Origin of the sequence: Tistrella mobilis (genome assembly GCF_041468085.1) — a bacterium.
GTDB lineage: Bacteria > Pseudomonadota > Alphaproteobacteria > Tistrellales > Tistrellaceae > Tistrella > Tistrella mobilis_A.
This window is the reverse complement of record NZ_CP121017.1, coordinates 972,050-986,680: the sequence shown is the minus strand read 5'-3', so window position 1 is coordinate 986,680 and position 14,631 is coordinate 972,050. Positions and strand designations below refer to the sequence as shown.

Sequence of the window (14,631 nt, the reverse complement as noted above, 5' to 3'; positions counted from 1 at the left end):
GGCCTGTTCTTCAGACCGACAAAGGATCGCGGCGGACGACACGATAGACGGCGGCCGGAGGAAGATTGCACAGCGTGCCGCCGAGACGTTGCGACTCGAGGCCGAGACGATCGAGGATCGGCCGCTCGATCGGGCATCGCGGGCCGTAGGTGAACTGATAGAACGCGCCTGACGGACCAAGACCGGCGAATGCGCCGGCGAGAATTGCGAACACGGTACGGGTCGACATCGACAGCAGACCGAGACCGCTGACGACGGCCCCCGCTTTCACACCGGAAAACAGCCTCAGCCCTGAAAGCCGCGCCGCGCTGGCATGGACGATGTTTGCCCGTGGAAACCGCTTCTTCAGGAGCGTCACGAACGTCTCGTCGAATTCGACCAGGATCAGATCCCGCTCATCGATCCCGCGATCGATCAGGGCCTGGGTGAAGACGCCGGTCCCGGGACCGAGTTCGAGGATCGGGGCCTGAGAGACCCCGATTTCGCTGGTGATCAGCCGCGCCAGTGGGGGACCCGAGGGTGTCAGCGCCGCCACGCGCAACGGGTTCGCCAGCCAGGCGCGAAAAAAACGGGCTTGGTCGAAGAGCATGGATGTGCTCCGTTTCATGGATAAGGGTCCGAAGACCAATGCGTCTGGCGTGATCGGATCAGGTCGCTGCCGGGCGCAGGACGGTCCGTGTGCGCCCGTCACCCACGGTCTCGGTGGTGGCCAGCGGCAGGGAGCGCAGACGCCGGCCGGTCGCGGCATGAACCGCATTTGCAATCGCCGCCGCCACGGGAACGACGCCGGGTTCCCCCGCACCTCCCGGTGGCAGGTCGCTGCCCATGATGTCGACCGTGATGTCGGGGGCGTTGTGCAGGCGCTGCATGGGAAAGTCGTGGAAGTTCGACTGCACCACCGCACCGTTCTCCAGCGTGATCCTGCTGTTCAGCGCGGAGGTGACACCGAAGACGATGCCGCCCTCCATCTGGGCCTTCACCCCGTCGGGATTGATCACCAGCCCCGCATCGATCGCGCAGAACACCCGGTCCACGGTGATCTCACCATCCCCGGCGACCGTGACCTCAGCCACCTGCGCCACCACGCTTCGATAGCATTCCTCGATGGCGATGCCGCGCCCGCGGCCCGTTGCCATGGAGCTGCCCCATCCGGCCATCCCGGCCACGTGCTCCAGGACGCGCAGGTGACGCGGACTGTCGCGCAGAAGTGCCCGGCGATAGTCCAGCGGATCGATCCCCGCCGTCAGCGCGCAGTCGTCGATGAAGCTCTCGGTGAAGAAGGTGTTGAAGGAAAACCCGTTCGATCGCCACAGACCGATCGGCACATGGCTGGGGACGTTTTGGCTGCGAACACGCCGGTTGGGGATGGCGTAATAGGGCGTCTCCAGCCCTTCGATCGCCAGGCGGTCGCCGTCGGGACCCGGCGTGAACGGCAGGTTCCGGCTGGCGACCGAATGTATGACCGACTGCGTCGCGACCAGCGCATCCCAGGCGACGGGCAGGCCGTCCGGGCCCAGCACCGCGCGCAGCCGTGCCGCCGCATGGCTGCGGAACAGGCCGCGACCGATATCCTCTTCACGCGGCCAGACCAGTTTGACCGGCCGTCCGCGATGGCGTGCCGCAAGATACGCGGCCTGCGCGACCACATCCTGGTCGCTGCGGCGCCCGAATCCGCCGCCGTTCATCGTGATGTTGCAGGTGATGTCGGCGACGCTGACGCCGGCGCGGCCGGCGCCGCTGCGTATCCCGTTCCGCACGCTCATGGGCGATTGCGACGGCACCCAGGCTTCCGCCGACCCGTCCGGCCGGATGATCACCGTGGCATTCATCGGCTCCATGCAGGCATGGGTCACGAAAGGAACGTCACAGGTGGCCTCGACCAGGCGTGCCGGGTCGGCTGCGATGGCCGCATCCACATCTCCCATGTCGACGTGTTCATAGGGGGTCTCGCTGCGCAGCCCGGCCTTGAGCGCTGCGGACAGCGTGCTGTCGGACACGTGATCCGCCTCGATCGGCGTCCACGCGATCTCCAGGCGTCGGGCGGCACTCTCGGCCTGCCACCACTGATCACCGACCACCGCGACACTCTTGCCGTCGATGACCACGACATCCACAACCCCGGGTTCGCGACGCACCTCGGCGGCGTTGATGACGCGTGCGACACCTGCCCCGAACACGGGAGCGTGGCGGATCGTGGCATGCAGCATCCCAGGACGGACGACATCGATGCCGAAGACGGGCTCGCCTCTGACCTTGGCCGGCACGTCCACCCGGGGCTGGTACCTGCCCATCACCCGCCATTCGGCCGCCGGCTTCAGCGGCGGATCGTCGGGCGGCGGCATGAAGGCGGCGTCGCGCGCAAGGTCGCCATAGGACAGGCTGCGGCCGGACCCGTCGTGCCGGACATTGCCGTCGCCGGTCGAAAGCTGATCGACGGGCACGCCGAGCCGCGCCGCGCCCGCCGCGAGCAGCATGTGACGCGCCGACGCGCCCGCGACCCGCATGGGATGCCACAGCGCCATGGTCGACGCCGAAGCGCCGGTCGCGATGAAGCCCGCCAGGCCGAGCACGCGCCGCCCGACCCAGACCACCGGCCCGCTCGCCTCTTCCGGACGCACGCGCAGAATATTGAACCAGTTGGAATAGGCCGGCAGCGGCTCGACCGGGAACTTCACCCGGATGCGATCGTCAAAGGGAATGTCCAGCTCTTCCGCCACGACCATGGCGAGCCCGGTATGGATGCCCTGCCCCATCTCGGTCTTCGGGACCTGGACGACCACGCGGCCGTCGCCATGGATGGTCAGGAAGGCGTTGAGTGCGGCACCGTCGCCGTCGACGGAGCTTATGCGCCCGTCCACATCGATGGTCGCAAGATAGCCGGCACCACCGACCGCGGCGACCAGCGCCGTGCCGCCCAGCGCGGCGCCGGTCCACAGGAAAGTGCGTCGGGACAGAAGACGGGGCATGGGAACACCTTACGTCCGGGTCATCATGGAGGCGGCACGGTGGATCGCGCGGCGGATGCGCGGATAGGTGCCACAGCGACAGATGTTGGTGATCGCCTCGTCGATCTCGGCATCGGTGGGCGCTGGGGTCCGGGCCAGAAGTTCCGTTGCGGCGATGATGAAGCCCGGCTGGCAGTACCCGCATTGGGGGACCTGCTCGTCGATCCATGCCTGCTGGACCGCCGACAGCCTGCCGTCCGGATCCGCGAGCCCTTCGACGGTCACCACCGACGCGCCGCCGAGGCTGCCGATCGGATGCATGCAGGACCGTATCGCCTCGCCATCGACCAGGACCCGACAGGCGCCACACTCCCCCACGCCGCAGCCGTATTTGGGGCCAAGCACCCCCAGATCCTCGCGCAGCACCCAGAGCAGCGGCTTGTGATCCGGTGCCGCGACCTCGACCCGGCGGCCGTTCACCTTCAGCGCGACCATCCGGCGCCTCCACGACCGGTTCCCGCCAGGGCCAGGCTGACCCTGATCTGCGGTGCACATCCGACATCTCTGCCCGTCATCATCGACCTCCAGCCTGTTGCATCTCTGGAAGATGAAAACGAAGGCCCGGCCCTTCATGCCGGAACGCGCAAAAAACTTGCCTGATTCTCCAAGGTGCTGGTGCGACGCGGAATTCGTGCCTAGGCTTTTCCCGTATCGACACCGGCGGGAGCATCACGATGCGGCAGGAATTGAGGGAGGTGGTGGCGCGCTATGTGGCCGGCCACGGCGGCCCCGACGCGGTCTCGCGGACAGCGGTTCAGGACGTCATCCTCATGTGCAGCACGAAAGAGCGCATGCCCTTCCGCAAGGCTTACAAGCCGTCGCTCTGCGTGGTCGTTCAGGGCGCCAAGCGCATCGAACTTGAAGATCGGAGCTTCGACTATTCGGCCGGAACCGCACTGATCATCAGCATCGGCCTGCCGGGGTTCGGCAGCGTGACGCAGGCCACGAAGGCGGAGCCCTTCCTCGGCATGACCATCGAATTCGACATCGCCCTGCTGCGCGAGGTCCTCGATCAGATGCTCTCGCCTCCACGGCCGGCGGAAGAACGGCTCGGCGTCTTCGTCGAGGAACTGTCGGACCCGGTTCAGGATTGCCTTATCCGGCTGGTACAGCTGTTCGAGACGCCCGATGCGGTTCCCGTTCTCTACCCCGCCACCGTCAGGGAATTGTATTACCGGCTTCTGTCGGGCCCGAATGGCGGCGAGATCTGCAAGATCGCGCGCGCCGGCAGCCACACCCAGCGCATCGCGGAAGCGATCCATCTGATGCGCGGGAATGTCGGGCAGCCACTCAGCATCGAGGAGCTGGCACATGCCGCCCGCATGGGTGTGTCGTCCTTCCATCAGCACTTCAAGACGCTGACCTCGATGACACCGCTGCAATATCACAAGCAGCTGCGGCTTCTGGAAGCGCGGCGCCTGATGGTGGCGGAATCTGCCAGCGTCACCAGCGCCGCCTTCCGCGTCGGCTATGAAAGTCCTTCGCAGTTCAGCCGGGAATACACACGGCTGTTCGGGACGGCGCCCAAGAAGGACGCCATGTTCCTGAAGGGCCTGCCCGTGCAGCTTTGATCCCCCGTCACCGCCGCGATCTGGTCACTGCCCTCCGACCGCAGGGCATGATATGAACAGGCGGTGAACCACCGTCCGGAGGGGCCGCGCGCCCTCAATCCATGCCGCAATCCATCATCGATCTGCTGATGTCCGCCGGTCTCGCGGGGGTGGCCTTTCTGGCCTTCGCCGAGAAATACGTGCCGATCATCCCCTCCTATGTGATGCTCGCCGCCTTCGGGGCGCTGGGTGATCAGATGGAAGGCGGCATCGTCGCGACCGTCGTGGCGGCCACGATCGGATCGGTGGTGGGGGCCATTGGCTGGTACTGGGTCGGCCGGGTGCTGTCGGAGCGCACCGAGCGCTTCGTTGCCCGCCATGGCCGCTACATCCTGCTCACCCCCCAGCTCTATGACCGGATGCGCGACGCCTATGGCAGCCGCCCCTTCCTGGTGACGCTGATCGCGCAGACCATCCCCACGGTCCGGATCTTCATCGGCCTGCCGGCGGGCGTGATGCGCCTGCCCTTCCGTCCCTATCTGGCAGCCACCATCGTCGGCACCGCGCTCTGGAACACGCCGCTGGTTGTGCTGGGCGACGTGCTGGCCGAAAGCCGGATGGACACCACCCAGGTGATGATGTGGTTCGCCGCCGCCGTGCTGGCGGTCGAGGTCACCGCCTTCCTGGTCTGGCGGCTGATGCGACGCCCCGGCTGATCCCGATCCGGGCCGCAGCCTCTTCCGCTTCCCCGTCCGTCGCGTGTATCGTCCGCTCTTCCACTTCCCGCCGCGGGCGAAACGGCCCCGGCGCAGACCGGAGCGGACCGGAGCGGGCATGCGCATCCTTCACACCGCCGACTGGCATCTGGGCCAGGAGCTGCACGGTTTCGACCGCGGCGCCGAGCACGACCGTTTTCTCGCCTGGCTGCTCGACACGCTGGATGACGAGGCGGTCGATGCGCTGATCGTGGCGGGGGATGTCTACGACACGGTCAACCCGCCGGTCGCCGCCCAGCAGCGGCTTTACCGCTTCCTGAACACGGCGCTGGCCCGCCGGCCCGGGCTCGATATCGTGATCGTGGGCGGCAATCACGACGGCCCCAGCCGTCTTGAACTGCCGGCCCCGCTGCTCGACCGGTCGCGGATCTCGATCTTCGGCGCCCTGCCCCGCAGTGACGGCCGCCCCGATCCCGCCCGCACGCTGGTGCCGCTCACCGATGCCACCGGCCGCACCGCTGCCGTGGTCGCCGCCATCGCCTATCCCCGCCCGGGGGATCTGCCGGTCGATGGCGGCGGCGCCTCGGCGCTTGCCGACATCTATGCCGAAGCCCTCAGCGCCGCCCGCGATCGCTTCCCCGATCTGCCGGTGATCGCAACCGGCCATCTCCATGTCACCGGCGGCGACGTCTCGGCCGAAAGCGAGCGCCCGGTGATGATCGGCGGCGAGGAGGCGCTGTCGCCCGACCTCTTCCCCAAGGGCTATGCCTATATCGCCCTCGGCCATCTGCATCGCGCCCAGGGGCTGAAAGCCGCCATGCCGCTGCGCTATGCCGGCGCCCCCTTTCCGATGTCGATGGCGGAGCGCAGCTATCGCCATTCGGTGGTGCTGGTCGAGACCGACGGCCAGGGTCCCGCAGCCCATCGGCTGATCCCGGTGCCCCGCCCGGTCGCCTTCCTGCGCGTGCCCGAGACCGGCGCGCTCGACCCCGAGGCCGCCCTCGCGGCGGTCGCCGGCCTTGAGGTCGACCTGCCCGAGAGCCCCGATCTCCGCCCCTATCTGGAGGTCGTGGTCGCGATCGACACCCCGGTCCCCGATCTCCGCCGCCGGGTGGCCGAGGCGCTGGGTGATGTGCCGGTGCGCCTCGCCCGGGTGCGTGCGCTCAGCCGCGGCAGCGGCGGCAGCCTCGCCGACGGCGCCAGCCTGCCGCCCGCCCTCGACGAGATCGGCCCGGCCGAGGTCTTCGCCCGGCTGCACCGCCAGCATTTCGACGCCGACCCGCCCGATGCGCTGGCCCGCGCCTTTGCCGAACTTCTCGCCGACGCCCATACAGGCCCCGATACCGATGCGGAGGAGACCGCCTGATGCGCCTGCTCCGGATCCGCGGCCGCAACCTCGCCAGCCTTCAGGACGATTTCACCGTCGATTTCGAGGCGCCGCCGCTCGCCCATGCCGGCATCCTCGCGATCACCGGCCCGACCGGGGCCGGCAAGTCCACCCTGCTCGATGCCGTCTGCCTGGCGCTCTACGATGCCTTGCCCAGGAGCCCCGCCGCGAGCAAGGATCAACCGATGGAGGTGGGGCTCCATGACGGCCGTCGGGTGTTGAGCCACGGCGCTGGCGAGGCCGAGGCCGAGGTTGATTTCGTCGGCCGCGACGGTCGTCGCTACCGGGCCGGCTGGAGCGTGCGCCGCGCCCACGGCAAGGCCACCGGCACGCTGCAGGCGGCAAAGCGGGTGCTCATCGATCTGGACGCAGATCAGGTCGTGGCCAATAGCAAGCGTGAGGCCGGCATCGAGATCGCGGCCCGGATCGGGCTCGACTTCGACCAGTTCCGCCGGTCGGTGCTGCTCGCCCAGGGCGACTTCGACGCCTTCCTGCGCGCCACGGGGAAAGAGCGCGCGGACGTTCTGGAAAAGATAACCGGCACAAATATTTACAGCCGCATCTCCATCGCCGCCTTCGAGCGCAACAAGGCTGCCCAGGCCGAGATCGACCGCATCCGCCTTCAGCTGGGCGAGCATCAGCCGCTCGACGAGACCGCCCGGGCCGAGGCCGAGGCCACCGCAGAGGCGGCGCGTCAGGCCCTCGCCACCGCCCGTGCGCGGCAGGAGGTCGCCGCCGAGACCCTGCGGCGGGTCGATCGCCGCCTGGCGCTGGAGGCCGCCCGTGCCGCCGCGGCCGAGGCCCTGGAGGCTGCCCGCGGCGCCGACGCCGCCGCCGCCCCCGACCGTGACCGTCTGGCCCGCAACCGCGCCGCCCTGGCGGCACGGGCCGAGCTGGCTGCGGCGGATGCCGCAACGGCCCGGCTGGCCGGGACCCGCGACCGGCTGAGCGCGGCGACCGACGCCCTCGTCAAGGCCGAGGCCGACCATCAGACGGCCCTCGCTGCCCGGGCGGCGGCGGAAGAGGCCGTCGGCCGCGGCCGGGACGAAGACGCCGCCCGCGCCCCGCATCTGGCCGAGGCGCGGCGGCTGGACGACCAGCTCGACACGGCGGCACGGGCGCTCGGCCAGGCCCGCCGTGACGCCGAAGCGGCCGCAGACGCCGCCGCCGCCCATCAGGCAGCCTCCGACCGGCTGGCCGCCGCCATCGCCGAGGCCCAGGCCCGCGAAACCGCAGCCCGTACCCGGCTGGCCGCGCTGGAGGCCACAGCCCCACCGGTCTCCGATCCGGAGGCCGCGGCCGAAACCATCCTGGAGCGTGCGCCCCTCGATGACGAGATGCGCCGGCTGACCGCCGGGCTCGACGATCTTCAGGCCCGTGATCGCGCCGATGCGGCCGAGGCCGGGCGCCTTGCCGCCGCCCGCGATGCCGCCGCCACCCGCATGGCCGAACTCGACCAGGCGATCGCCGCCGCCGAAGCCGCGGCCGACCAGGCCGAGGCACGCACGCTGCGCCGCCGCCGCGACCGGCTGATTCAGATCGATCATCATCTCGACGACCTCTCGGAAGTGATGGTCGCGGCGTTCGAGGCCGCCCGCGCCCGCGACGCCCATGCCGCCACGGCCGAAGACGCAACACAGGCCGCTGCGGCCGCAACCGCCGAGGCCGACCGCCACCGCACTGCCCTGCCCGTGGTCGAAGCCCGGCTCGACGAGGCCGGCCGGGCCGCCGATCTGTCCGCAGCCGCGGCCGAAGACCATGCCGGCCGGCTGCGCGCCCTGCTGATCCCGGGCGCGCCCTGCCCGGTCTGCGGATCGACCGATCATCCGACCCGGGCGATCGACGATCTGCTCGCCCGACGGCTCGACGCCGACCGCGCCCGTGTGGCCGCACTCAGGGCCGAACTCGCCGCCCTCACCACCGCCCTCGCCCGGGCGGAAGAGCGTGCGCACGCCGAAACCCGCCGCGCCGCCGATGCCGCCACCGCCGGGGACACCTCGGCGGAAACCCTTGCCGCTGCGACCGCCGACCACGAGGCCCTGCTCATCCGGCTGGCCGACGCCGCGGCTGAGGCGGGCCTGGATGCCCTGCCGCCGCTGCCCGCCGCTGAAGCCGCTCACGGAACGACCGACCATCGGCCGCCGGCCGCCCGTCTCGCCGGCTGGCGCGAGGCGGTCGCCGATGCGATCGAGGCGGCAGAGGCCCGGATCACCGCGATCGACGCCGCCGCCACCCGGGCGACCGGCCTTCGCCGCGACCATACCGCCGCCACCCGCGATCGCGATGCGGCCGCCGAAACACTCACCACCCTGGCCGCGCGCCGGGCCGAAGCCGGGGCCGCGATCGCCCGCAGCGAACAGCGCCGCGCCGATGTCGAGGCCCGCATCGGCCGGCTGGACGAGCGGCTGGCCGTCCTGCTCGGCACCGCCCGGCCCGACTGGCGGGAGCATCTGGCCGCCGATGCCGCGGGCTTCGCCGCCCTGATCCGCCGCCACGCCGCAGACCTGGCCGAGGCGCGGGCCGAGGCCGAGGCCGCCCGCGCCGAGCGGACCCGCCTTGCCCCCGATCATGCCGCGGCCCGGGCCCATGCCGAAGCCGCCGCCGAGGCCGCCGGCCGCGCCGTGGCGCTCGCCGAGGAACGCACCCGCACCCATGCGGCCTTGCAGGCTGCCCGTGCCGCCCTGCTCGACGGCCGGTCCGTGGCCATGGTCGAGGCCGAGGCCGAGGCCGCCCGCAATGCCGCCCGCACGGCGCTCGATACCGCCCTCACCCGCGTCACCGAGGCCGCGGCCGCCCATGCCCGGGCGCTCGAAGCCCGCGATCAGGCAGAGGCGGCGGTGGCTGCCGCCGCGGACGCATCCACCGCCGCCGATGCCGCGCTCGACGCCGCCCGCGCAGCGCTCGACATGGATCCCGACAGCCTGCGCCGGGTGATCGCAGCCGGCGCCCCGGCGCTCGATGCCGAGGCCCGCCGCCTCGACGCGCTCGCCCGCAGCGTGGCCGAGGCCGAGGCCACGTTGCGGGCCCGGCAGGAGGATCTGGACCGCCATCTCGCCGATCCCGACACCATCGCCTCGGGGGCCGATACCGGCCTGCGCGCGGTGGCGGAGGCCGCCCGTGCCGAGGCGGTGGAGGCCTGCACCGCAGCCGAGACCGCCTGCCGCCGGGCCGAACAGGTGCTCGCCGACGACGACACCCGCCGCGCCGCCGCCGGCCGGCTCACCGCGGCGCTGGCCGAGGCCCGGGCCGCGGCAGAGGTCTGGGCGCAGCTGAACGAGCTGATCGGCGCCGCCGACGGCACGAAATTCCGCCGCTTCGCCCAGTCGCTCACCCTCGACCGGCTGGTCGCCGGTGCCAACCGCCATCTGGGCGAGTTGCACCCGCGCTATGCGCTGCGCCGCATGGAGGGCGCCGAAATGGCGCTGGAGGTGGTCGACCACGACATGGCCGACGAGGCGCGCGCGGTGCACAACCTCTCGGGCGGCGAGCGCTTTCTGGTCAGCCTGGCGCTGGCCCTGGGCCTCGCCGACATTTCCGCCGGCCGCGGGCTCGCCATCGAAAGCCTGTTCATCGACGAGGGTTTCGGCGCGCTCGACCCCGAGGCGCTGGCCATGGCGATCTCGATGCTCGAACGCCTGCAGGCCACCGGCCGCCGGGTCGCGGTGATCAGCCATGTCGAGGCGTTGAAGGACCGCATCCCGGTCCAGATCCGCGTCATCCCCCGGGGTGCCGGGCGGTCGGGGGTGGAGGTGGTCGCGGGCTAGGGTCGCGCGTCTCCGCACGAAAAAAGGGGGACGCCCGCAGGCGTCCCCCTTCGGTCCGTCAGCCGGCCTCCGATCAGGCGGCAGCCACTTTGGTCAGCGCGCCGTCGACCGTCGCCAGGATGTGGTCGATGTCGTCGGCGGTCGCGATCAGCGCCGGGCTGAAGCACAGGGTGTTGTTGAAGCCGGGCAGCGAGCGGTTGGTCATGCCGACCAGCACGCCTTCGGCATCACAGGCCGCGATCACCGCCTGGACGCGGGCTTCCGCCAGCGGCTCGCGGGTCTCGCGATCGGCGACCAGTTCGGCACCGGCGAACAGGCCGGCGCCGCGGACATCGCCCACCATGGCGTGCTTGTCCTTCAGCGCCTGCAGGCCCTCCATCAGCCGCGCGCCCATGACCCGGGTGTTCTCCAGCAGGCCCTCGTCCTCGATGATCCGCATGTTCTCCAGCGCCGCCGCGGGGCCCGCGGTGCAGCCGCCGAAGGTGGAGATGTCGCGGAAATAGGACAGCGGGTCGGCGGCATCCTCGCGGAACATGTCGAACACCGCCTCGGTCGTCACCAGGCAGGCGATCGCGGCATAGCCCGAGGCGACGCCCTTGGCCATGGTCACCATGTCGGGTTCGACGCCGTAATTCTGATAGCCGAACCATTTGCCGGTCCGGCCGACACCGCAGACCACCTCGTCGATATGCAGCAGCACGTCATACTTCCGGCAGATCTCCTGCACCCGCTGCCAATAGCCCTCGGGCGGGGTGATCACGCCGCCGCCGGCGGTGATCGGCTCCAGGCAGATGGCGCCGACGGTGTCGGGGCCTTCGCGCAGGATCACCTCTTCGATCGCATCGGCCGCGCGCTCGCCGTAATTCTCCACATCCCACTGCTTGCGATATTCCAGGCAGTGCGGCACCTCGACGAAGCCGGGGGTGAACGGCCCGTACTGTTCGGCGCGCTGGGGCTGGCCGCAGGCGGACAGCGCCGTGATGGTGGTGCCGTGATAGTCGCGCTCGCGGAACAGGATCTTGTGCTTCTTGCCGCCATAGCGCCGGGCCGCGATCTGGCGCACCATCTTGAACGCCTTCTCGTTCGCCTCGCTGCCCGAATTGCAGTAATAGACCCGGCTCATGCCCGGCATCTTCGAGATCAGCCGCTCGGCGAAGCGCGCGCCCGGGATCGAGCCCGCGGAACCGGCGAAATAGTTGATCTTCATCAGCTGGTCGCGCACCGCATTGGCGATGCTCTCGCGGCCGTAGCCGACATTCACCGTCCACACGCCACCCGACAGCGCATCCAGGAACTGGCGGCCGTTCTGGTCCCAGACCGACATGCCCTTGCCCTCGACGATGATCCGCGGGTCGCGGGCATCGAAGACCCGATGTTGCACAAGATGGTGCCAGACATGGGCGCGATCGGCTTCGACGATATGGGACAGGTCGTTTTCAGACATCGTGACGGCTCCGGTTCGGTCGGGCCTGTGGCAACAGGCCCGTGATCGTCCCCTGAGCTACGCCGTTTCGCGTGGCCGCGACAGGTCCAGCGCCGGCCATTCGATGGAACCACGGCCCTCCACTGTTCCCCGCGGCCGCAAGGCCCGCACGCCCCCGTCCGGCCGGATTCCGGACCGCTCGCTTTCCTGTCCCGTTTTCGTGCAATACTGGGGCGGAACGACCTCCCAGGAAGGCCTCCGCATGTCGATATCCGTCCTCGAACGGCAGAGCGACGAATCGATCCAGTCGCAGTTGCGCCGCTCGATCATCGCGGCCATTCATGCCGGGCAGATGACCCCGGGGCAGAAGCTGCTGCCCTCGCGCCGGCTGGCCGAACAGCTCGGCATCGCCCGCAACACGGTCACCGCCGTCTACGAGGAACTGGTCGCCCGCGGCTATCTCGACGCCCTGCCCCGCCAGGGCTATTTCGTCGGCCGCGGTCTGCCGGCGGATGCCGGGCAGATCCGGACGGAGGCGCAGGCGCCGCTGCGCGGCGGCGCGATCAACTGGCAGGGCCGGCTGAAACAGGCGCCGTCGACACTCCGCCACATCGTCAAGCCGTCGAACTGGCAGGATTTCGACTATCCCTTCATCTACGGCCAGGTCGACCCGAACCTGTTCCCGATCAACACCTGGCGCACCTGCTCGCGCGATGCGCTGGGCCGGGCCGCCATCGACTGGTGGACGGCCGATCGCGCGGTTGAAGACGACCCGCTGCTGATCGAGCAGATCCGCACCCAGATCCTGCCCCAGCGCGGCATCTTCGTGCGCGAGGACCAGATCCTGGTGACGCTGGGCACCCAGCAGGGCATCTATCTGCTCGCCCGCCTGCTCGCCCGCCGCGGCACCCGGGTGGGGATCGAGGTGCCGGGCTATCCCGACGGCCGCAACATCTTCGCGGCCGAACAGGCGGAGATCGTCGACCTCCCGGTCGATGCCGAAGGCGCCGATCTCTCAGGTGCCGGCCCGCTCGACCTCGCGGTGCTCACCCCCGCCCATCAATGCCCGACCATGGTCTCGATGAGCGAGCGCCGCCGCGACCGGATCTACGCTACCGCCCGCGCCCATGGCACGATCCTGATCGAGGATGATTTCGAAGGCGAACTCTCAGGATCGGGAGAGGCGGGCACGCTCAAATCCCGCGATACCGACGGCCGGGTGGTCTATCTCGGCACCATGTCCAAGGTGCTCGCGCCGGGGGTGCGGATCGGCTTCATGGTCGCCGATGCCGCCCTGATCCGCGAGGCGCTGTGGCTGCGCCGGCTGATGCACCGCTCCACGCCGCTCAACAACCAGCGCACCGCCGGCATCTTCCTGGCGGAGGGCCACTACACCGCCCTGCTCCGCTCGCTGCGCACCGCCCACGAGGCCCGCTGGCGCCGGATGGCCGACGGCTGCGACCGCCACCTCCCCGGCTTCCGCCGCTCCCCCGCCACCGGCGGCTCCTGCCTCTGGCTCGAATGCCCGCCCGACATCGACGGCCGCGCGCTGGCCGACCGCGCCGCCGATCTGGGCGTGCTGATCGAATCCGGCGACCCTTTCATGCCCGAAGCCCAGGCCGGCCGCTTCATCCGCCTCGGCATCTCCTACATCTCGGAACGCCGCATCGATCCGGGGCTGGAAAGGCTGGGGCGGGCGGCGCGGGAGGTCGGGCGGGCAACCGGCTGATCAGGGCCCATTTCCATTTTTTTCGTGCGGAAGCGCGACGGCCCTTCCCGCAACGGGCAACAGCCCGGCTGCTGTAAAATGCAACGAGCTATTTATCAACTTTTGATTTTGTTTTTACAAATTATACTACTTTTTGTTTCTTAAACCTTCTGGGGGAAGACCATGCTGGACGATTTGTGGGGAGTTACACCGTTGCTCCTGGAAATTCTTCTTGGAGTGTCAGTCACGTTCATAACCGTATTAATGAGGCGATATGCTCACCCGCTTGGGGGCATCGCGTACGCTTTACTTTCTATTCCAGGTGCGTTTCCCTACATCGGACGCCCATACCGCTTCCTCATCACGGATGGCATCTTACAGGCCAGCTTTCTCTTCAAATTTATCGGCTTTGTATTAAGCAGCTCGGGGATAATATGCCCATTAATTATTCTTCAAGTTTTCTATCCGCAGTGGCTTGTGTATCCCCCTGTGCTCTGGGGCGTTTTCATCGGAGCCTGGATCATGACCTTCCAGATCATGCATGATGTCCATTTAATGCGCACGCAAAGCTACAATATGATCTTTTCTGAAATAAATAAATCTGGGATCATTCGCCAGACGGGCCTGGATTTCTCAAAAATAGATGAAGATGAGCATAAAAGACTTGCCCGTAGTCATTTCGCAGACATGGCCGCCATCCAACTTCTGACATTGGCTGTCAGTTATAGTGTCGTAAGCTATACGGGCACGGTCCTGGGATTATTTTCAAATGAATCTGACGTCAAGGATCCCATTGATGCACTTAAAGGAACTTTGACAATCGCCTCCATATTTTCAGGTGACTCCCTGAAAATCGGCGGAAGTTTTTTTGGAGTCGTAGTGAATACGTTCTATGGAATCTCCCTGTTTTTCTTTGTGACGTTTTTTATTGCTCTTGCTTCGGAAATGATTGATAAACCAAAGTAGAAGACTCTGGAATATCCAGGTAGGAATCCGTGGCTACCTGATTGATACAACAGTCACCGACGATCACCGGGCATTGTTGCCGTGTCGTTCATGCTTATCTGACCGGCGCGGA

The 14,631-nt window shown here is 68.6% G+C and carries 10 protein-coding genes; 6 read left to right on the top strand and 4 right to left on the bottom strand.

Features of this window, described 5'->3' with window-relative positions:
- Positions 1-10 precede the first annotated feature (10 nt).
- The 3 genes from P7L68_RS10295 to P7L68_RS10285 are packed head-to-tail and all read right to left on the bottom strand — an operon-like array spanning position 11 to position 3,440.
- The gene (locus tag P7L68_RS10295) at positions 11-589 is read right to left on the bottom strand and encodes a class I SAM-dependent methyltransferase (protein ID WP_372004859.1); all 579 of its coding nucleotides are present in this window, start codon (positions 587-589) and stop codon (positions 11-13) included.
- A gap of 58 nt (positions 590-647) precedes the next feature.
- Positions 648-2,966, bottom strand: coding sequence for a molybdopterin cofactor-binding domain-containing protein (locus P7L68_RS10290; protein WP_372004857.1), 2,319 nt, complete (start codon positions 2,964-2,966; stop codon positions 648-650).
- A gap of 9 nt (positions 2,967-2,975) precedes the next feature.
- A complete protein-coding gene (locus P7L68_RS10285) occupies positions 2,976-3,440 on the bottom strand; it encodes a (2Fe-2S)-binding protein (protein ID WP_372004854.1) in 465 nt (154 codons plus the stop codon).
- Positions 3,441-3,679: 239 nt separating this feature from the next.
- Here P7L68_RS10285 and P7L68_RS10280 point away from each other — a divergent pair, with 239 nt between their 5' ends.
- The 4 genes from P7L68_RS10280 to P7L68_RS10265 all read left to right on the top strand — a co-directional run bounded on the left by P7L68_RS10280 (position 3,680) and on the right by P7L68_RS10265 (position 10,422).
- Positions 3,680-4,576 carry an AraC family transcriptional regulator N-terminal domain-containing protein gene (locus P7L68_RS10280; protein WP_372004852.1) on the top strand — a complete coding sequence of 299 codons (897 nt, stop codon included), beginning with the start codon at positions 3,680-3,682 and terminating at the stop codon, positions 4,574-4,576.
- Between the two features lie 128 nt (positions 4,577-4,704).
- Entirely contained in the window at positions 4,705-5,271 is a 567-nt protein-coding gene (locus P7L68_RS10275; RefSeq protein ID WP_372004850.1) for a DedA family protein, read from the top strand.
- A gap of 118 nt (positions 5,272-5,389) precedes the next feature.
- Positions 5,390-6,637: an exonuclease SbcCD subunit D C-terminal domain-containing protein gene (locus tag P7L68_RS10270; RefSeq protein WP_372004848.1), complete on the top strand. Its 1,248-nt coding sequence runs from the start codon at positions 5,390-5,392 to the stop codon at positions 6,635-6,637.
- Positions 6,637-10,422 carry an AAA family ATPase gene (locus P7L68_RS10265; protein ID WP_372004846.1) on the top strand — a complete coding sequence of 1,262 codons (3,786 nt, stop codon included), beginning with the start codon at positions 6,637-6,639 and terminating at the stop codon, positions 10,420-10,422. Before P7L68_RS10270 ends, P7L68_RS10265 begins: the two co-directional genes overlap by 1 nt.
- Positions 10,423-10,495: 73 nt before the next feature.
- Here P7L68_RS10265 and P7L68_RS10260 read toward each other — a convergent pair whose 3' ends face one another.
- Positions 10,496-11,866 (bottom strand): aspartate aminotransferase family protein, encoded by a 1,371-nt coding sequence (locus P7L68_RS10260; protein ID WP_372004844.1) that lies wholly within the window; start codon positions 11,864-11,866, stop codon positions 10,496-10,498.
- A 241-nt stretch (positions 11,867-12,107) separates the two neighbouring features.
- Between P7L68_RS10260 and P7L68_RS10255 the strand changes: the two genes are divergently transcribed.
- Entirely contained in the window at positions 12,108-13,574 is a 1,467-nt protein-coding gene (locus P7L68_RS10255; RefSeq protein WP_372004842.1) for a PLP-dependent aminotransferase family protein, read from the top strand.
- A 162-nt stretch (positions 13,575-13,736) separates the two neighbouring features.
- Complete coding sequence (locus P7L68_RS10250; RefSeq protein WP_372004840.1) at positions 13,737-14,519, top strand: hypothetical protein; 783 nt, start codon at positions 13,737-13,739, stop codon at positions 14,517-14,519.
- The last annotated feature ends 112 nt before the right edge of the window (positions 14,520-14,631 follow it).